The sequence below is a fragment of the Spongiactinospora sp. TRM90649 genome, from assembly GCF_029382225.1.
GTDB lineage: Bacteria > Actinomycetota > Actinomycetes > Streptosporangiales > Streptosporangiaceae > Spongiactinospora.
The window spans coordinates 71,034-88,569 of the sequence record NZ_JARLTC010000008.1 but is presented as its reverse complement, the minus strand read 5'-3'; the positions used below and the strand labels follow the sequence as shown (position 1 = coordinate 88,569).

Sequence of the window (17,536 nt, the reverse complement as noted above, 5' to 3'; positions counted from 1 at the left end):
ATCGGATAGCGTGCACTGGTGACTGAACCGGTTGAATTGGTAATTTTCGACTGCGACGGCGTGCTCGTGGACAGCGAGCGCATCGCGTCGCGGGTGCTCACGCCCGTGCTGCGCGAACTGGGCTGGCCGCTCGGCCAGGCGGAGGTCGTCGACCTGTTCATGGGCCGGTCCAGCAAGTCCATCAACGCGCTGATCGAGGCCAGGCTCGGCCCGGAGCTCGCGCTGGAGGCCGAGCGCCGCTTCCTGAGCGTCTACCGCGCGGCCCTCGACGCCGAGCTGACCCCGGTGGACGGCATCGTCGAGGCGCTGGACGCGATCACGCTTCCCACCTGCGTCGCCTCCAGCGGCAGTCACGGCAAGATGCGTCACACCCTCGGGCGCACCGGTCTGTATCCCCGCTTCGAGGGCCGGATCTTCAGCGCCACCGAGGTCGCCCACGGCAAGCCGGAACCCGATCTGTTCCTGCACGCGGCCGAGCGGTCGGGCGTGGAACCCGCCCGGTGCGTGGTGGTCGAGGACAGCCGGTACGGCGTGCAGGCGGCCCGCGCCGCCGGGATGCGCTCCTTCGGATACGCGGGCGGGCTCACCCCGCCGCACCGCCTGGAGGGCCCCGGCACGGTGATCTTCCATGACATGCGCGAACTGCCCTCGCTGATCGACCGGCTCAGGCTCACCGGGGGACCGGCCCCGGCCCCGAGCTGCGGGTGCGCGCCCGGCCGCTGACCGGCCATGCCGACCGGCACGGAGGCTCGCACGCGGGAGCGGAACCGTCGAGGAACGGCCGGCCTGGGTGGGTGGGCACGGAACCGACCGCCCTCGACATCGATCCTCCTGTGGGGTTCGACCTTCCTCCCCGAGAATTCCCGGCCGCGCACTCGCTATACGTAGCCAATCGGTCGCAGTGTGCTTACGCCTGGCTGACGTGTGAGCACACGTGGGCGTAGCGTCGGGTCCGATGACGACCTGCGAGCCCTGGGAAGGGACCGGCCGGACATGACAGATCCGATCAGATGCCCAGTGTGCGAAGGCCGCGACGGCGAGGGCGACCTGTCCTCCCGGTGCGGGTTCTGCTCCGGGCGGGGACGGGTGGAAGGTCCGGGCTCTCTGACCTCCGCCGAGGCCGCGGCGTGGGAGCGCGGGGCGTGGCAGGATCCGGCGGTCCCCGGGGCCTCGCCGTGCCGTTACTGCCTGGGTGCGGGCCAGGTCGTCAGCCTCGGCGGAGGCGGGCAGGTGGGCATGCAGATCACCACCGGCGACTGCCCGCTGTGCGCCGCTTGAGACCGCCCGGCGCGCGCCGGTCGAGTGGCGCGCGCCGTCCTCACGGACGCAGGACGGTCTTGCCGATGGTCGTCCGCTCCTCGTAGGCGCGGTGCGCGGCGGCGGCCTCGGCCAGCGGCAGCACCACCCCGGTCACCGCCTTGATCCGCCCGTCGGCGGCGTAGGCGAAGGCCCGGTCCTGCAGCGCGGCCACCTCGGCGGGCGGCAGCAGCACCGAGGCGAAGCCGCGCACGGTCAGCCCCCGGTTGAGGATGCCGGCCACGTCCAGCTCCGGCGGCGTGCCCCCGGCCGTGCCGTAGATGATCATCCGGCCGGTGCCGGGCGCGAGCAGGCCGAACGCGGTCCGCGCGACCTCCCCGCCCACCGTCTCGAAGACCACCGCCACGTCGCCGCCCGCGGCCTTCCTGACCTCGTCGTCCCAGCCGGGGCGGCCGTAGTCCACCACGGCGTCGGCGCCGAGCTCTTCGGCGAACGCGAGCTTGCGCTCACCCTTGACCGCCGCGACGACCCGCGCCCCGGCGTCCTTGGCGAGCTGCACCAGCAGGCCGCCGACCGCGCCGGTGGCCGCCTCGACGAGCACCGTCTCGCCCGGCCGGATGGCGGCGGCGTCCAGCGCGCCGATCGCCGCGGGCGCGGAGGCCAGCATGGCCAGGCCGTCGTCGAGTGCGAGGCCGTCCGGCAGCGCGCGTACGGCGGCGGCCGGCACCACGGCAAGCTCCGCGTAGCCGCCGCCGGCCATGCTCAGGGCGAGCACCCGCCGTCCCACCCACTCCTGGTCGGCCCCCGGCCCGGCCGCCACCACCGTGCCGCCGATCTCGAAGCCCGGCGTGAACGGCAGCGGCAGCGGCACCTGCGGCATCAGCCCGCCGCGGATCTGCACCTCGACGAACGAGACCCCCGCCCCCTCCACCCGGATCAGCAGCTCGTCCGCACCCGGGACCGGATCGGGTGTCTCCTCCAGCCGGAGCACGTCGGCCGGGCCGTACTCATGGAACCTGATGGCGCGCATGCGCACCCGCCTCCTCATGTCGTAGGACATCAGGGACGGTATCCAGAAGATACTTGTTACTTCAACGATACTTACTTACCATCAGGCGGGTGAAGGAACCGCTCGACCCGGAGATGTTCGACCCGGCCTGCCCGTCCAGCGCGATGCCGATCAGGATCGGCGACAAGTGGACCGCGATGGTGGTCGTCTGCCTGGAGGAGGGGCCCCGGCGCTTCTCGGAGCTGCGCGTGCCGATGCGGGGGGTGACCCCGAAGGTGCTCACCCAGACGCTGCGCGCGCTGGAGCGCGACGGCATGGTGACCCGCACCGTCTACCCGGAGATCCCGCCCCGCGTGGAGTACGAGCTGACCGAGCTGGGCCGCAGCCTGTTCGGGCCGATCGCGGCCTGCCGGGCGTGGGCCGCCGCGCATCTGGAAGACCTGATGCGGGCCCGGGAGGAGTACGACGAGATCACCGCCGAGTCACCGGGTGGAGCCCAGCTTGCGTGAGATGCGCAGCGCTGCCTCGGCCACCTGCGGCCCGAGCGTGCGCACCCTGGCGGCGGTGATGCGCGAGGTGAGCCCGGAGACCGAGATCGCCGAGGTCACCGTGTTGGCCTGGTTGAAGATGGGCGCGCCCACGCAGCGCACCTCCGGCTCGTTCTCCCGGTCGTCCACCGCGTAGCCGCGCTGCCTGATCCGGCCCAGCTCGGCGCGCAGGCTCGCGCCGTCGGTGATGGTGTGCCGGGTCACCGTGGGCAGCCCGCCCGCGACGACCTCCTCCACCACATGGTCCGGCTGCCAGGCGAGGATCGCCTTGCCCACCGCCGTGCAGTGCAGCGGCGCGCGGCTGCCGATCCGCGAGGCCATCCGCACATTCGTGGCGTTCTCCACCTTGTCGATGTAGACGATGTCGGGCGGATCGTAGATCACCAGGTGGACGGTCTCGCTCACCTCCACCATCAGCCGGTGCGACTCCTCGGCGGCGATCGCGCGCAGGTCCAGCTTGGCCAGGTAGGCCTGGCCCAAGTGGAGCGCTCCCGGCCCCAGCCGGTAGGCGCCGCTGCGGCGGTCGCGCACCAGCAGCCCGGCCTCGACGAGCGGCGTGGCGATGCGCAGCACGGTGCTCTTGGACATGCCGACGGCCTCGGCCAGCCGGGTCAGCGAGAGGTCGGCGCCGGTGTGGTCGCGCACGTGCCCGAGTACGGCCAGCGCCCGCCGCAGTGAGGCCGACCGGTTGCGCTCGGCGGGGGGTTCTGTCATCACCGCTCCAGAAGCTACGAGGCGGTTCTCCTCATTGTCACGTATGCACAACATCGTTCTGCAATGCACAACAAACCGGTCGCGCTCTTCCCGTGTAGTGGGCGCGAACTTAGTCTCTGCCGCCATCGGAGGTAATAGTGAAGATTCTTAACTGGGTAGCGACAGGTGCCGCCCTCCTCGCGCTCGCGGCCTGCGCGCCGTCCACCGCCCCGAGCGGCACGGGCGGTGATGAGAAGTCCGGCACCCTGCGGGTCTGGCTGTTCGACGAGCCGAACCGCGCGCCGAAGGAGAAGGTCGTTCAGGAGGCGATCGAGGAGTTCACCGCCGCCAACGCCGGGACCAAGGTCGAAGTGACCTACATCCCGACCACTCCGGCCAGGCACGAGAAGTTCAAGGGCGCGTTCAACGACCCCGCGAGCGCGCCGGACGTCGCCGAGTACGGCAACACCGACCTCGCCGAGTACGCGGCGGCGGACGGGTTCACCGACCTCGGGCCGGACCTCTCCAGCTGGCCCGAGTACGCGGATCTCAGCGGAGACCTCCGGCGATCCGCGACCGTGGACGGCAACCTGTACGGCATGCCGTGGTTCATCGGCATCCGCGCCCTCTATTACCGGACCGACGTCTTCGACGAGCTGAAGCTCAAGCCCCCGGCGACGATCGCCGAGCTGACCGAGTCGGCCCGCACGATCCGCGAGAAGAAGCCCGACCTGTACGGCATCGCCGTCGGCGGCGAGTACACCTTCGGCGCGCTGCCGTTCGTCTGGGACGCCGGCGGCGACATCGAGAAGCTGAACTCGCCCGAGTCCCGCAAGGGCGTCAAGGCGTACACCGACCTGCTCAGCGACGACGTCTGCCCGCCGCAGGCGTGCGCGAGCCTGACCGGCGGCAAGACCGTCGAGCTGTTCGCCAGCGGCAAGGCGGCGATGGGCATCCTGGGTAACTTCAGCAGGTCGGCGGTGGACGCGGGGGCGGCCGCGGGCAAGTACGGCGTCATCCCGCTGCCCGGCGCGGAGTCCGGCAAGATCGCACCCGCCTTCGCCGGCGGCAACAACCTGGGCGTGATGAAGAGCAGCAAGCACCGCTCGCTCGCCGTCAAGTTCCTGCAACTGCTCGGTGGCAAGACCTACCAGCTCAAGATGTACGACGCGATGGGGAACCTGCCGACCCTCACCGGGGCGCGCGACGAGCTCGCCGCGAAGGACCCGTTCCTCAAGCCCTTCCTGGAGACGGTGGCGGCGGGCACCAAGTTCGTGCCGATCGACCCGGCCTGGGTGAAGATCGACAACCAGAAGGTCATCCCCACCATGCTGCAGAAGATCGCGACCAAGCAGTCGGACGTCGACCAGGCCACCGATGAGGCGGCGACGGCGGTGAACACCGCCTTCGGACGGTCATGACCACTGCTCCTCCCTCCCCACCGCCCCCGGACCGTGACGACCCGTCGTCCTCCGGGGGCCCGGGACGGCCTCCCAGCGCGGACGCCGGAACCGTGACCGCCGGGCCCGCCGTCGTCTCGGCGGGCTCCGAGAGGTCGTCCCCGGAGGGTGCGGTGTCGGCGGAAGTGGCCGCCGGCACCGTGCCGGGGAGCGCGCCGGGCCGCGGGCGGCTCCGCCACGGGCGGCCGAAGGCCGGGCCCGGCGCCCGCCTGCGCCCGCTGATCTACCTGCTTCCCGCCGCCGCGGTGCTGGTGCCGCTGTTCGGCTACCCGATCTACATGCTGGGCCTGCTGTCCGTCTTCGACTACCGGCAGGCCCAGGTCAGCGGGGGCGAGCCGACGCGGTTCATCGGCTTCGGCAACTACGCCACACTGTTCTCCGACGACCGGTTCTGGTCGATCCTCGGCCAGACCGTGGTGTTCGCGCTGGCCCTGGTGATCGCCACGCTCGCCGTCGGCGCGACGCTCGCGGTGGTGCTGACCAGGGCCGGACGCTGGCCAGGGCTGCTGCTGTCGGTCGCCGCGATGGCGGCGTGGGCGGCCCCGGCGATGACCGGCTCGACGGTCTGGATGTTCCTCTTCGACGCCGACCTGGGCCTGGTCAACCAGGTGCTCGGGATCGACGGGTTCAACTGGTTCTACGACAAGTGGATCACCTTCGGAGTGATCGGCGCGACCGTCGTGTGGCACTCGTTCCCGCTGGTCATGGTGACGCTGTACGCGGGCATCCAGGCCATCCCGTCCTCCGTGCGAGAGGCGGCCTCGCTGGACGGCGCGTCGGAGTGGCAGTCGTTCTGGCGGATCATCGTGCCGATGTTGCGCCCGCTGATCACCATCGTGGTGATCCAGTCGATCATCTGGGACTTCAAGATCTTCACGCAGATCTACGTGATGACCAACGGAGGCGGCATCGCCCTGCAGAACTCGGTGCTCAACGTCTACGCCTACCAGACCGCGTTCGGTTCGTCGGAGTACGGCCTGGGCTCGGCGATCGGCGTGGTCATGACGCTCATCCTGCTGGTGGTCACGCTCTTCTACATTCGCGCGCTGTACCGGACGGGGGAGCGGCTGTGAGAAGAGCCCGCCTGGTGGCCAACACGGTCGCGGTGGTCACCGCCCTGGTCACGCTGTTCCCGATCTACTGGATGGTGCTGTCCGCGCTCAAGCCCGCCGGGGAGATCCAGTCGCTCCAGGTGCGGCCGTGGACGTTCGCCCCCACCTTCGAGCACTTCCAGCGGGTGCTCGGCGGGGAGAACTTCGCCCGCTACTTCGTCAACAGCCTGGTCGTGGCGCTGACCGTGGTCGTGCTTTCCGCGCTGGTCGCGTTCCTGGCGGCGGTGGCCGTCACCCGCTTCACCTTCCGGTTCAGGACGACCGTCCTGATCATGTTCCTGGTGGCCCAGATGGTGCCGGTCGAGGCCCTCACCATCCCGCTGTTCTTCCTGGTCCGCGACATCGGCGCCACCGTGCCGGGCGTCGGCCTGAACACGCTGGGGTCGCTGGTCCTGGTCCATCTGGCGTTCTCGCTGCCGTTCGCGATCTGGATGATGCGCGGGTTCGTCGCGGCGGTGCCGGAGGCGCTGGAGGAGGCCGCCATGATCGACGGCGCCAGCCGTGCCGTGGTGCTGTGGCGGATCCTGTTCCCGCTGGTCGCGCCGGGCCTGATCGCGACGAGCGTGTTCTCGTTCATCACCGCCTGGAACGACTTCATCTTCGCGCGGACCTTCATCATCTCGGCGAAGGACAACCAGACCCTGCCCGCCGCCCTGCTCGTCTTCTTCAAACCGGACGAGAACGACTGGGGTGGCATCATGGCCGCCTCGACGCTGATGACCATCCCGGTGCTGATCTTCTTCATCGCGGTGCAGCGCAGGCTGGTCTCGGGCCTGGGCGGCGCGGTCAAGGACTGAGCCGGCGGCCGGGCCGCCGTGGCCTACTCCAGGCCCCGGCGGATCCGGTCGCGTTCTCTCTTCAGCGCCTCGATCTCCGCGTTCAGTTCTTCTCGCCTGGTGAGGTCGGAGGCCTGGTCTCCGGCGTCCTGCGGATAGTCGACGGGGCCGCCCATGGCGTCCTTCAGCTTGGCGAGATCTTCGTCGATCTCCCGCAACCTCGCCTGCGGATCGTCGGTGGACATCCGGGCACCCCCTCGTCTGCCTGCCTTGACTGGCCTTCCTACCTACTGCCTACCTACTACGGCTACCCATTACGGCCGTCCACTCACAGCCAGGCGGGCAGGGCGGGCAGGGACGCACCAGGGGCGGGGGCCCGGCCGATGGTCCAGGCCAGCAGGCCGGCGGCGGGGGCATCGGCGGTGACGGCTGCTCCGGCGCCCGCGATCTCCCAGGTGCGGTCGCGGTCGGACGGGGCGAGGACGACCGCCGGGCAGCCCTCCCGCTTGGGCAGGTCACGGCTCACGTCGGACAGCAGGGCGTCCACCAGGTCGGCGGGGAACCGGTCGAAACCGACGCCGGTGTTCATGTCCACACTGTGGATCCAGACCTCCCGGACGCGCAGCCAGGGCAGGTCACGGCCGCTGAACACCGCGCCGCTGCGGTGACGCACCTTGGCGTCCCAGGACTCGTCGGGCATCTCGGCGATGGTCGCGCCCAGGCGCTTGCCCGCCTCGACCGCCTCGCCGTGCAGTCGCTCGGGGGTCAGGGTCGCGGCGCGGCGCTCGATGTCGGCGTTCCGGGCCTCGTCGGAGGCGTACATGGGGGTCTCGACACCGGTTCGCGCCCAGGTCAGCAGGTTGCCCAGGGCGTCGGCGGAGGCCGCGACGTGCCCGGCCACGTGGGCGCGGGTCCAGCCGGGCAGCAGGGAGGGCCCGGAGAGGTCGGCCGAGGCGATCTGCTCCTCCAGGAGCCGCTGGCCCTCGTCCATCCAGCGGAGTGCCCGCGCGATGTCCACAGCGTCACTCCTGTCACTCCTGTCACTCCTGTCGCTCGTGTCACTCATGTCGCTCCCCTTGCGTGTGCATACGTCGGTCCGACGCTACCCGATCGCGTTTCAGCGGACGATCGCCGGGTGTCTCACCTGGTGAGACGGGGGAAAACTCGCCAGAGGCCGCCGCCGAAGGCGCGCCGGCGGCTTGGCGTCCGAAACTCGAAAGGCGCCGGAAGCCGGGGCGGGCGCTAAAGTCCAGGCTATTTCCGTGACCATTCGACGGCATTGCGTGACGGCCGTGACGGGCAGGTCAGCGTAGGGGAGAAGCGGTCGATCCCATTTCCAGGGCCCACCGTTTGTCCGTATATAAGGGAAATGCGGCCACAACCCAACCCGGTCCACGGCCGACCGCCCCACTAATGGAAATGCGCTTCGCCCGATATCCGGAACGGCCCACGACCTGCCTCGACGGATTGTCATGTTCCGATTGACGGGCGGTGGTCATCTGTGGTCGGCTCGTCACTCCTGTTTCATCGGTCGCCGCTGCTCAGACCCGCGGGGGGAATTCACCTGATGCCGCGTCTCCACCGACATGCCCTGACGCGTGTCCTCGCCGTCGCGCTGCTCGCGAGCGCCGCGACGGCGCCGCCCGCCCATGCGCGGGCCGCCGTCACGGCGGGCGGCGAGACCGCGGCGCGTCCGCCCGCCGCCGCCAAGCCCCGGATCGAGCCCGTCCCCCAGGTCGAGGCCCCCTCCCGGATGAAGGAGGACGTGCCGCGCGGCCCCTCGATCGCCGCCCGGCCCGTCCCCGCCCGCGAGGTCGGGCCCCGGCCCCCGGCGGTGACCGTCCCCGAGGGCACCGCCCTGGCCGACCGGATCGCCGCCGACGCCACCGCGCGGCTCAAGGCCGCCGGGCTCGGCGGCGGCCCCGACGCGCGCAGGCTGCTGCCCGCTACCGGCCCGGACACCGACCACCTGCGGCTGCTCAAGCCCGTCACGCGCGAACTGGGCGGCCTGGCCGACGGGCTCAAGGACCTGACCGGGGTCGATCTCAACGCGATCCGCAAGACGGCGGCGCGGGGCGTGGCCGCGATGACCTTCCGGCTGTGCGCCGAGGCAGAGGGACGCCGGGCGTCGTGCTCCGGCCCGCAGCCGCTGCTCAAACCCGCCTCCGCCGACGTGACCGGCGACGGCACCGCCGACGTCACCGTCGAGGTCGTCCCCATGTTCGAGCGCGGCGCCGACCTCTCCGCCGGGGCCGGGGTGTCGGTGCGCCGCGCCGCGTCCAGCGAGACCAAGGGCGGCCCGCTGAAGGCCCAGGTGTGGGCCGAGTACGACCTGCCCGGCACGTCCGGAGCACGCCTGTCGGTCGGCTTCGACGGGCTCCACAGGGGCGGCTCGCTGTCCGCCGCCGACTGGGGCGTCTTCCGCGTGGCCAAGGCGGGGAGCGGCGTGTTCGACGTGCGCGCCGAGGTGAAGCGCTCCGGCCCGGCGGCCTCGACGGCGACCGTCGCCGCCGTCACCACCATGCGCGGCGACACACCGGTCGGCGCGACCGTGGCCAGCCTGGCCCAGCGGCCCGCGCCCACGCGGACGACCGCCCGGGCCCGGCTCGACCTCGCCCGGCTGGAGAGCACGATCACCCTCCGCTCGGAGGGCGGCGGACGCCTCGACGCGCTGGTGGTGAACGACCGGCGGGGGGCCGCGCCGTACCAGGAGCAGGTGACCCAGCTCAGCGTGAGCCGGGTGCCCGACCGGCTGACGGCCAGGCTCGGCCGTCCGGACAAGAGCGGCGCGGCGGAGGTCAGGCTCACCGGCTCGGCCCGCATCCCCTCGGCGAAGCTGCACAACTACGTCTTCCGCGGCGGACGGCCGGTCAAGGTCGCGAGCATCGGCATGACCGGCCTGCCCACCGACTTCCGCGCGCGCTACGACCCGGGCGGCGGCCGGAACCAGGGGCTGACCACCGAGACCGGCTCGGGCCGCGCCACGTCCGCCGACGTCGTCTACTACGACCAGGCGGCGGCCCGCACGGTGTTCACCGCCACCCTCAACGGGCTGCCCGCACGCGTGCGGCTGATCCACGACGCCGCCGCGCGCACCGTCACGCAGCGGTCCAGCTCCCGGATAGGCGGCTTCGCCGCCGTGCTGCAGCGCAACGGCGGCGCGGTCGCCACCCCCGACGGCGGCCACCTCACCATGATCAAGAGGGGCGACCGGCTGGGCGTCTCCGGCCGGATGAACGGCCTGTCCGGGTTCGAGGCCCGCTACGGCGACCGCCCGGAGGCCGCGCTGCGGCTCGGCCCGGACGGGGGACCGGGCGGCGGGGCGTTCGTCGCCGCGGCCGACATCGACGGAACGCACCTGACCCGGATAGAGCTGTCCAACACCCCCGCCGGCGTCCGCGTGCGGCTCGACCCGGCCGCCAGGAAGACCGAGTACACCGCGAGCGGGGCGATCTCCCGGCTGCGCGTCGCCTACACCGGCAGTCGCGGGGGCCCCACCATCGACGCCACCCTGCACGGCGTCCGGTCCCGCGTCGAGACCTCCTGGCAGATGGGCGAGCGGACGGTGGCCCACCTGTCCACGGACCAGCGGCTCGCCAAGGCCGACATCTTCGTCAGCAGGACCCCGGTGACCAAGGTCGCCCCCACGTCGGGGGAGGACCTCTCGATCACCGTCCAGGGGGTCCGCCGCGCGATCACCGTCACCGCCGACGTGCCGCGCCGCCGTCTGGACTGGAACGCCGACGAGCCGGTCGACTCGGTCACCGCGCTGGCCCGCGTCAAGTCGCAGGGCCGCTACTTCCGCGCCGCCGCCGAGGTCCGAGACGTGCCCGCCCGCTTCGAGGCCACCTGGAGCCCAGGCTCCTACCGGTTCCGCGGCGTGAGCGGCCCGATCGGCGCGGCCACCATGGCGATCACCAACCACGACGGCGCGAAGGCCCCGACCGGGCCGCACCTGGCCGCCCACTACCGCCAGTCCGACCAGAACCTCGACGCCAGCGTCCGCATCGACGGCCTGTCCGAAGCCGAGCTGAAGGGCGCGGGAGGCGACATGTCCGCCGTGCTGAAGGGCCGCAAACAGCGGGTCGCGCTGGACGCGGACGTCACGCTCGCCGGTGACCTGCGCTTCGGCGCGCTCGGCACGGTCGGCCCCATCCCCGGCGACCTAACCGTGACCGCCGGGCCCGGCGGAATCGTCACCTACGACACCGGGGGCGCGCGCCTCGACCTGGCCGCGCGGATCTGGCTGGGCAAGGCCGCCGCGCTGTCCGGCGGCGACACCGCGATCCCCGGCTTCGCCAGCGGTGTGTCCCTCATCGACATCCGGTGCACGCCCGGCGCCCCCGGCTGCGCCTCCGACGCCGGGGCGTTCTGCACGACCGATCGCGGCTGCTTCGGCGTGGAGGGGCACATCCGGCTGACCGGCCTTCCCGCCAAGCTCACCGTGGACCCGGCCAAGCGGACGTTCTCCTTCGCCGGGTTCAGGCCCCGCGACCGGAAGCTCGGGGTCTATCTGGCGGGCTCCGTGGTGACGCCCACGCCGTTCCGGGCGCGTGCCGTACTCGACGGCCTGCCGGAGTCGATCACCAGCATGGCCGTCGGCCCGTTCGAGGTCGCCCCCGGCAAGGACGCCGACGGCCGGAACGCGAGCGTGGTGCGGGCCGGGTACCGGATCGAACCCCCCGCCACGCTCACCTCGCTGCGCGCGACGGCCGAGGTGGACACCGGCGGCCCCGGCGGGACACCGGGGACACCGGGAACACCGGGAACACCGGGAACACTGCGCGGCGAGGTCGAGATGAACCCCGTTCCCGCGTCGGCGTCCGTCACGGGCGTCTACGGTAAGAAGACCGGTATCGCGGTGCGCAACTCCTCCGCCATCAGGAAACTGGTGGCCCGGGTGACCTCCGCGCCGCGCGGGGCGCGCCCCGGCACCGCCCTGGTCAGGTTCACCGACGTGCCCGCGTCGCTCGACCTCGCCTCCGACATCCCGGACACCGGCCTGCGGATGCCGACCTTCTCGTACAAGGCCGCGGCGGGCACGCTCGACGGGCTGTTCGCCGTCCAGGGCTCGCTGGTCGAGCAGTTCTGGCGGCCCACCGGGGGCCGCCTGCTGGACGCCTCGGTCGGCGTCACCGACCTCGCGGCCGACACCAAGGTCCGGCTCAACGCCGACCACTCGACCGAGGTGATCTCCAGCCCGACGCCCACCGGGAGGCTTCAGGTCCACGCGGGCCTGTCGGTCGAACCGGTGCGCCGCCAGCCGATCTCCGCGCAGGAGGAGGTCCCCTACACCGGCGGATTCCTCGACCTGCGGATGAAGGGGCACTTCGGCCTCGGCCGCAGCGCCATCGGCGACCTGTCGCTGGGCATCTCCGGCGTCTCCTGGATGAAGATCAGCCCCGGGCGGATCCCGTTCGGCATGACCGCGCACCGGGCGCTCGGCTACCTGTTCCCTGGGTTCGAGGGCCGCTACCGCCGTGTCGACATCGGCGCGCGGGACGTCGCCCTGCGGCCCGACGTCAACGTGAACCTGCGGATCGAGAAGGGCCTCGGCCGCGACGCGTTCTCCGACACGCTCCGCATCGGACCGGCCGACTCGTTGCGGTTCCGCCGCTACGACGGCACGCTGCGCCCGATCAGCGCCCGCCAGCGGCTCTCCGCGGGCCCCGCCGACCTCGCGTGCGTGACGATCAGCACCCGGCCGGGCCTGGTGCCCGGCGGCACCGGCGACGGCGGCATCACGCTGCGCGGCTCCGACGGCCCGCAGGTGGTCTCGCTCCTCGACCCCGGAGGTCAGGTCCAGGGATACGCCATCGACCTGCTCACCCGGTTCATGTCGCCCTATCGGGGCGCCGAGTGGAAGGTCTCCGGCGTCGATCCCGGCGGCTGCGGACGGCCCGGCGCCGCCAAGCCCAGGGCGGGCTCAGCCGAATGAGATGTGGGCGTAGTCGGCGACCGGGACGTAGCCGATCGCCTGGTAGATCGAGTTGGACGTCGGGTTGGACAGGTCGGTGAACAGCAGCACCTGTCCGACCCCCGTCCGCAGCGCCGCCTCGGAGGCCGCGTGGGTGACGGCGGCGCCGTAGCCCCGGCGGCGGTGGGCGGGCGGGGTGTAGACGATCGCGATCCGCGCGGCGCCCGCGACCGGCGGGGTGAACCCGGCCAGCGCCACCGGCCGCCCGCCGCACTCCCACAGGATCAGCTCGCCGCGCTCGATCCCGAGGCGCACCCCCGGGGCGGGGTCGTCGCCGGGGTGGTCGGGATGCGACTCGTCGAGGAACTCGCGGTACCACCCGGCGACCAGGTCGAGATCGGCGGGCCCGGCAGGTCGCGCCGTGCCGTCGGCGGCGGGCGGGCGCGGTGCGCCGAGCCGATACAGGCGCTGGGCCATGCGCCCGGACTCCGGCCGCGACCAGGCCCGCCGGAAGATCTCCGCCGTGGCCAGCGGCCCGGTCACCCCGGGCACCTCACGCCCGTCCAGCGCCCCGGCCAGGGCGGTGACCGCCTCGGCGGGGGCGTCGGTGACCACGATCGGGTAGTTCGGGGTCTGCACGACGACGCCCCGGACCTCCGGCCCGTCCGGCAGCCAGCCCAGCACGCCGCCAGCGGGCGCCTGGCCGAGCCGCAGCCGCAGCAGCAGCGTCAAAGGCACCGTGTTGGCGGCCGGATCACGGCGCAGCCACGTCTCGGCCTGCGGGGGGAACGTCGTGATGTCAGCGCAGAATGCCCATTCCACCGGACCAGCGTACTGCCGGGGCAGCGGACGACCTCGGTGCGGCACTACCATCTCGACTGCGCCGAGATGCGGTAGGTGTGGTGGTCGGCAACGGAACGGTAGGGATGGACGAGCGCGAACGGGGAGGGCTGCCGACAGGGCTGGGCAAGCTGTTCGCCGATGGCGGCACGGGCAGGTCCCTCGCGGTCGATCTTCCTCCGGGGGGCCTCGTGTGGCCTGACCCCGGATACGCTCCCGGCCGGTCCTGCGCGCAGCCGGCATTCTGGATCAGCGACGAGCCGGGCTCCGGCGAGCTCTGGGCCGCGCTGCGGGCCGAGCACGCCCACTCGGGTCTGTGGCCGGTGCTGCTTGAGGAGTCCGTGCAGCCGTGGGCGGCCGGGCAGATCGCGCCCGACGTCCCCGAGGAGATCGACAACTACAAGCCCGCCCAGTTCATGGCCGAGGTGTGGGAGGACTGGTGCGAACTCGCGCACCCCGACCAGATCGAGGACCTCGCCCCGTTCGGCGACCGGTGTCCCGGGCTGGCGGCGCCCGGCCGTCCGATGGCCCCGGCCGAGCAGGTCGCCGACTGGTACGCGGGCGTGCTGGCCGAGCGCGGCATGCCGCTGGGCCTCGCGGCGGTCCGGCGCGGGGCCGACGCGCTGGCGGTGATGGGCTGGCAGGGGGCGCTGCACCACAACGAGTGGACGCCGCCGCTGGCCGCCGTGGTGCGGAGCTGGGAGGAGCGCTTCGGCGCGCGCGTGGTCGCCGTCGGCTTCAACACCCTGGAGCTGAGCGTGGCCGCGCCGCCGACCACCTACGAGCACACGTTGCACGTCGCGGCCGAGCACTGGGCGTTCTGCCCGGACAGCATCGTCCAGGGTCCCGGCACGCTGGAGGAGTACGCCGAGCAGATCGCCGGGGTCAACGCCTGGTCCTTCTGGTGGGACTGAGTCTTCGAGGCTCTTTCAGTCGAGGACGCGGCCGACCATCCGCGCGTACATCCGCCCCGGGCTCGGCACCGTCGGCGGGGCCAGGAACCCCGGCAGGACGGGCAGGCCCACCGCGAACGGCTCCAGCAGCCCGTAGACGGCGGCGGCGTCCGGCGGGCGGTCCTCCGGCCGCTTCTCCAGCAGCGCGGCGACGAGCGCGGCCAGGCCGGGCGGCACACCGTCCACCGGGGGCGGCGGGTGGTTCACGTGCGCGTCGAGCACCGAGTAGTCGGTCGGCCCGGTGAACACCGGCCGCCCGCTGAGCGTCTCGTGCAGCACGCACCCGAGCGCGTAGAGGTCGCTGCGCGCGCTCGCCACGCCGTGACGGATCTGCTCGGGCGCCATGTACGCCGGAGTGCCCAGGATCTGCCCGATCCGGGTGAACGGCGCCGCGCCCGCCTCCCGCAGCACGGCGAGCCCGAAGTCGAGCACCTTGACGCTGCCGTCGGGGCACAGCATCAGATTGTTCGGCTTCAGGTCGCGGTGGCAGATCGACAGCGCGTGCGCCGCCGACAGCACCGCGCACGCCTGCGCGGCGATCGCCGCGGCCCACGGCACCGGCAGCGGGCCGTGCTCGCTGATCACGTCGGCCACGGTCACGCCGTCGATGAACTGCATCACCTGGAACAGCCGCTGGTCGTGCGCGCCGAAGTCGAACAGCACGGGCGCCCCCGGATGCTCCAGCCGGGCCAGGATGCGCGCCTCCCGGATGAATCGCTGCTCAAGCTCCGCGTCGTGCTCGGCGGGCACCCGCAGCAGCTTGACCGCGACCTTGCGGTCGAGGTGCCGGTCGTGTCCTCCGTAGACCGCGCCCATGCCGCCCTGCCCGAGCGGGAGGTCGGCGAGGACGTAGCGGTCGGCGATGACCATCGCACCCCTTCTGCGGGACGTTCGGGAGGGCTACGCCCCTTTGTCGCACGGCCGGAGGTGACCGTCGGCCAGCCCTTCGAAGCCTAGCCGGATCAAGGCCTCGCCCAGCGCGGCCGTCTCGCGCAGGCGATCTCCCAGGGCGACCAGTTCCCGGAACGCGCCGCCGTACGCGCGCTGTTCCTCCAGCGGCAGGCGCGGGATGCGGACGCGCCGGGCGTCGGCCCTGCTGGAGGCGGGATGCACCCGCGAGGACGTGGCGGCGGCCGACACCCCCGCGAAGCGCAGGAACCCCGCCACGAAGTCGGGGTCGAGCCCGGCCGGGTCCACCCGGTAGGCGGTGAGCTGCGGCCCGAGCGCCGCGCCCGCGCCGTCGCCAGGTCCGGTCACCCGGACCACGCCCGTGGGGGACGTCACGATGTCACCGGCGGCGAGCGGCACCAGCGCCGCGTCGGCCCAGGTGCGCCCGGTCGGCGGGCCCCCGGCCGCCAGGTCGTCGCCGGTCAGCACCAGCAGGTCGCCCTGCCCCATGGGGACCTTGAACGGGGCCTGGTAGACCGTGATCAGGCCCTCCTTGACCAGCTCGGCGACGCTCGTCATCAGCGGCTCGCGCTCCTCGCCCGACGGTCGCAGCGCGGGCGGTCCCGCCGACAGCGCCGCCAGCACCGTGCCGAACGCCTCGCGCGCGGCGGCGAACCCGCGGCCCAGCTCCTCGGCGCCCCGGCGCGGGCGGTGCCGCGCGGGGCTGAGGTCCACCTCGTCGTCCAGCAGGTCGATGATCCGGACCGTGCGGCCTGGCTCGGCCTCCTTGCCCGCCGTGCCGTTCGCGAAGGCGGGCCAGGCGGCCTCCACGGCCGCGAGGTCGTCGCCCGCGTCCATCATCAGCAGCAGGGACGGCGGGCGCTCACCGGGCGCGGGACGGCGCAGCAGCCACAGGTCGGGGCCGCCCGGCGAACCGGCGGGGGAGAGGGACACCACGCCGCGCAGCGCTCCGACGCGCAGCAGGTTGCCCCGGATGCGCCGGCCCGGACGGCGGCTCGCGGCGGCGGGCGGCATCAGGATGGCGACCGTGCCGCCGGGCCGTACCCTGGCCAGGCAGTGCTGCACCCAGGCCAGCTCCGACTCGCCGCGCGGTGGCAGGCCGTACTCCCAGCGCGGGTCGCCGGTGAGCTCGTCGAACCCCCAGGCGCGCTCGTTGAACGGCGGGTGGCACACCACGGCGTCGGCATTGGTCGCCCCGAACCCGTCCCGCGTGAGCGCATCTCCTGCAATGATCTCTGCGTGGGCTCCGCGCAACAGCAGGCGGACGGCCGCGATAGCCGCGGCCGTCTCGTTGATCTCCTGCCCGAGCACCCGCGGATGATCTCCCGGCCGGGTCTCGGCGGCTTGATGCCCGTTCTTCGTGGAATTGTCGGTGTTTCTCCGGGGAAGTGTGGTCACGAGCAGGGTGCCGATGCCGCACGCGGGGTCGAGCACCGTGCGGGTGTCCGGCCCGGCCACCAGCCGGGTCATCAGCGCCGCGTAGTCGCCGCGCGTGACGTCGAGCGCTCGCGAGTGGGCCTCCACGTAACGCTCGACGATCAGCTCGAACGCGTCCGCCGGGCCGTGTTCCCCGGCCAGCTCGGCCACCAGCCGGGCCACGTGCGGGCCGGGCTCCGCGCCGCCGAACGCCGGAACGTCGCGGGTCGCCGCGGCCACCGCCGCCGGCAGGCCGGTCAGCGCGGGGTCTCGCGCCAGGCGCCGCCATCCGGCCGGATCCCGGTGCAGGAACAGCAGCAGGATGCCCGCCCGGCCGACCAGCTCGGGCAGGCTGAGATCGTCGCCCGCGCCGCGCAGCGACTGCCAGACCCGGTCGCCGAGCGACACCTCGAACGTCTTGCCGTTCTTGCGCAGCCAGTCCTCGACCTCGCGCAGCGAGAAGAGCGGACTGGCCGCGGTGCCGCCGACCGGGCGCGGGAAGTCGTCATAGCGGCGACGCCAGTTGCTCACCGCGGCACGCCCCACATCGGCGAGCCGGGCTATGTCGCCCGCGTTGACGGTAGCGTCGCTGCCCATGGTCGCCAGACTAGTTCAACCTGTCCCATCGGTCTACGACTCTTTTGCT

Annotated in this window: 15 protein-coding genes; 8 read left to right on the top strand and 7 right to left on the bottom strand. The window is 72.7% G+C overall.

Features of this window, described 5'->3' with window-relative positions; genetic code table 11:
* The first annotated feature begins 18 nt into the window (after positions 1–18).
* Both P3X83_RS11445 and P3X83_RS11440 read left to right on the top strand, forming a co-directional pair.
* A complete protein-coding gene (locus tag P3X83_RS11445) occupies positions 19–723 on the top strand; it encodes an HAD family hydrolase (protein ID WP_277304941.1) in 705 nt (234 codons plus the stop codon).
* A 270-nt stretch (positions 724–993) separates the two neighbouring features.
* A complete protein-coding gene (locus P3X83_RS11440; RefSeq protein WP_277304940.1) occupies positions 994–1,278 on the top strand; it encodes a hypothetical protein in 285 nt (94 codons plus the stop codon).
* Positions 1,279–1,318: 40 nt separating this feature from the next.
* Here the strand turns inward: P3X83_RS11440 and P3X83_RS11435 are convergent, their stop codons facing one another.
* Positions 1,319–2,287: a zinc-binding dehydrogenase gene (locus tag P3X83_RS11435; protein ID WP_277304939.1), complete on the bottom strand. Its 969-nt coding sequence runs from the start codon at positions 2,285–2,287 to the stop codon at positions 1,319–1,321.
* Between the two features lie 89 nt (positions 2,288–2,376).
* Here P3X83_RS11435 and P3X83_RS11430 point away from each other — a divergent pair, with 89 nt between their 5' ends.
* Positions 2,377–2,775 (top strand): helix-turn-helix domain-containing protein, encoded by a 399-nt coding sequence (locus P3X83_RS11430; RefSeq protein WP_277304938.1) that lies wholly within the window; start codon positions 2,377–2,379, stop codon positions 2,773–2,775.
* Here P3X83_RS11430 and P3X83_RS11425 read toward each other — a convergent pair.
* Positions 2,749–3,528 carry an IclR family transcriptional regulator gene (locus tag P3X83_RS11425; RefSeq protein ID WP_277304937.1) on the bottom strand — a complete coding sequence of 260 codons (780 nt, stop codon included), beginning with the start codon at positions 3,526–3,528 and terminating at the stop codon, positions 2,749–2,751. The two genes, P3X83_RS11430 and P3X83_RS11425, sit on opposite strands and share 27 nt — an antisense overlap.
* 137 nt (positions 3,529–3,665) lie before the next feature.
* Here P3X83_RS11425 and P3X83_RS11420 point away from each other — a divergent pair, with 137 nt between their 5' ends.
* From P3X83_RS11420 to P3X83_RS11410, 3 genes are all read left to right on the top strand, one after another.
* Positions 3,666–4,928 carry an extracellular solute-binding protein gene (locus tag P3X83_RS11420; protein ID WP_277304936.1) on the top strand — a complete coding sequence of 421 codons (1,263 nt, stop codon included), beginning with the start codon at positions 3,666–3,668 and terminating at the stop codon, positions 4,926–4,928.
* Positions 4,929–5,020: 92 nt separating this feature from the next.
* Positions 5,021–6,040, top strand: coding sequence for a sugar ABC transporter permease (locus P3X83_RS11415; RefSeq protein ID WP_277304935.1), 1,020 nt, complete (start codon positions 5,021–5,023; stop codon positions 6,038–6,040).
* A complete protein-coding gene (locus P3X83_RS11410) occupies positions 6,037–6,876 on the top strand; it encodes a carbohydrate ABC transporter permease (protein ID WP_277304934.1) in 840 nt (279 codons plus the stop codon). Before P3X83_RS11415 ends, P3X83_RS11410 begins: the two co-directional genes overlap by 4 nt.
* Positions 6,877–6,899: 23 nt before the next feature.
* Here the strand turns inward: P3X83_RS11410 and P3X83_RS11405 are convergent, their stop codons facing one another.
* Entirely contained in the window at positions 6,900–7,100 is a 201-nt protein-coding gene (locus P3X83_RS11405; protein ID WP_277304933.1) for a hypothetical protein, read from the bottom strand.
* A gap of 83 nt (positions 7,101–7,183) precedes the next feature.
* Positions 7,184–7,873 carry a maleylpyruvate isomerase family mycothiol-dependent enzyme gene (locus P3X83_RS11400; RefSeq protein WP_277304932.1) on the bottom strand — a complete coding sequence of 230 codons (690 nt, stop codon included), beginning with the start codon at positions 7,871–7,873 and terminating at the stop codon, positions 7,184–7,186.
* Positions 7,874–8,422: 549 nt separating this feature from the next.
* Here P3X83_RS11400 and P3X83_RS11395 point away from each other — a divergent pair.
* Positions 8,423–12,793, top strand: coding sequence for a hypothetical protein (locus tag P3X83_RS11395; protein WP_277304931.1), 4,371 nt, complete (start codon positions 8,423–8,425; stop codon positions 12,791–12,793).
* Here the strand turns inward: P3X83_RS11395 and P3X83_RS11390 are convergent.
* Positions 12,782–13,594 (bottom strand): GNAT family N-acetyltransferase, encoded by an 813-nt coding sequence (locus P3X83_RS11390; protein ID WP_277304930.1) that lies wholly within the window; start codon positions 13,592–13,594, stop codon positions 12,782–12,784. The genes P3X83_RS11395 and P3X83_RS11390 overlap by 12 nt on opposite strands.
* Before the next feature lie 104 nt (positions 13,595–13,698).
* Here P3X83_RS11390 and P3X83_RS11385 point away from each other — a divergent pair, with 104 nt between their 5' ends.
* A complete protein-coding gene (locus tag P3X83_RS11385; RefSeq protein ID WP_277304928.1) occupies positions 13,699–14,526 on the top strand; it encodes a DUF4253 domain-containing protein in 828 nt (275 codons plus the stop codon).
* Positions 14,527–14,541: 15 nt separating this feature from the next.
* Here the strand turns inward: P3X83_RS11385 and P3X83_RS11380 are convergent, their stop codons facing one another.
* Complete coding sequence (locus tag P3X83_RS11380) at positions 14,542–15,435, bottom strand: serine/threonine-protein kinase (protein ID WP_277304927.1); 894 nt, start codon at positions 15,433–15,435, stop codon at positions 14,542–14,544.
* A gap of 30 nt (positions 15,436–15,465) precedes the next feature.
* The gene (locus tag P3X83_RS11375) at positions 15,466–17,487 is read right to left on the bottom strand and encodes an N-6 DNA methylase (protein WP_277304926.1); all 2,022 of its coding nucleotides are present in this window, start codon (positions 17,485–17,487) and stop codon (positions 15,466–15,468) included.
* Positions 17,488–17,536: the final 49 nt, after the last annotated feature.

Excerpts from the sequence above, each read along its gene's own strand:
- P3X83_RS11375 (WP_277304926.1), bottom strand. The coding sequence starts at position 17,487 with ATGGGCAGCGACGCTACCGTCAACGCGGGCGACATAGCCCGGCTCGCC.
- P3X83_RS11395 (WP_277304931.1), top strand. The coding sequence starts at position 8,423 with ATGCCGCGTCTCCACCGACATGCCCTGACGCGTGTCCTCGCCGTCGCG.
- P3X83_RS11440 (WP_277304940.1), top strand. The coding sequence starts at position 994 with ATGACAGATCCGATCAGATGCCCAGTGTGCGAAGGCCGCGACGGCGAG.
- P3X83_RS11435 (WP_277304939.1), bottom strand. The coding sequence starts at position 2,287 with ATGCGCGCCATCAGGTTCCATGAGTACGGCCCGGCCGACGTGCTCCGG.
- P3X83_RS11425 (WP_277304937.1), bottom strand. The coding sequence starts at position 3,528 with ATGACAGAACCCCCCGCCGAGCGCAACCGGTCGGCCTCACTGCGGCGG.
- P3X83_RS11380 (WP_277304927.1), bottom strand. The coding sequence starts at position 15,435 with ATGGTCATCGCCGACCGCTACGTCCTCGCCGACCTCCCGCTCGGGCAG.
- P3X83_RS11405 (WP_277304933.1), bottom strand. The coding sequence starts at position 7,100 with ATGTCCACCGACGATCCGCAGGCGAGGTTGCGGGAGATCGACGAAGAT.
- P3X83_RS11385 (WP_277304928.1), top strand. The coding sequence starts at position 13,699 with ATGGACGAGCGCGAACGGGGAGGGCTGCCGACAGGGCTGGGCAAGCTG.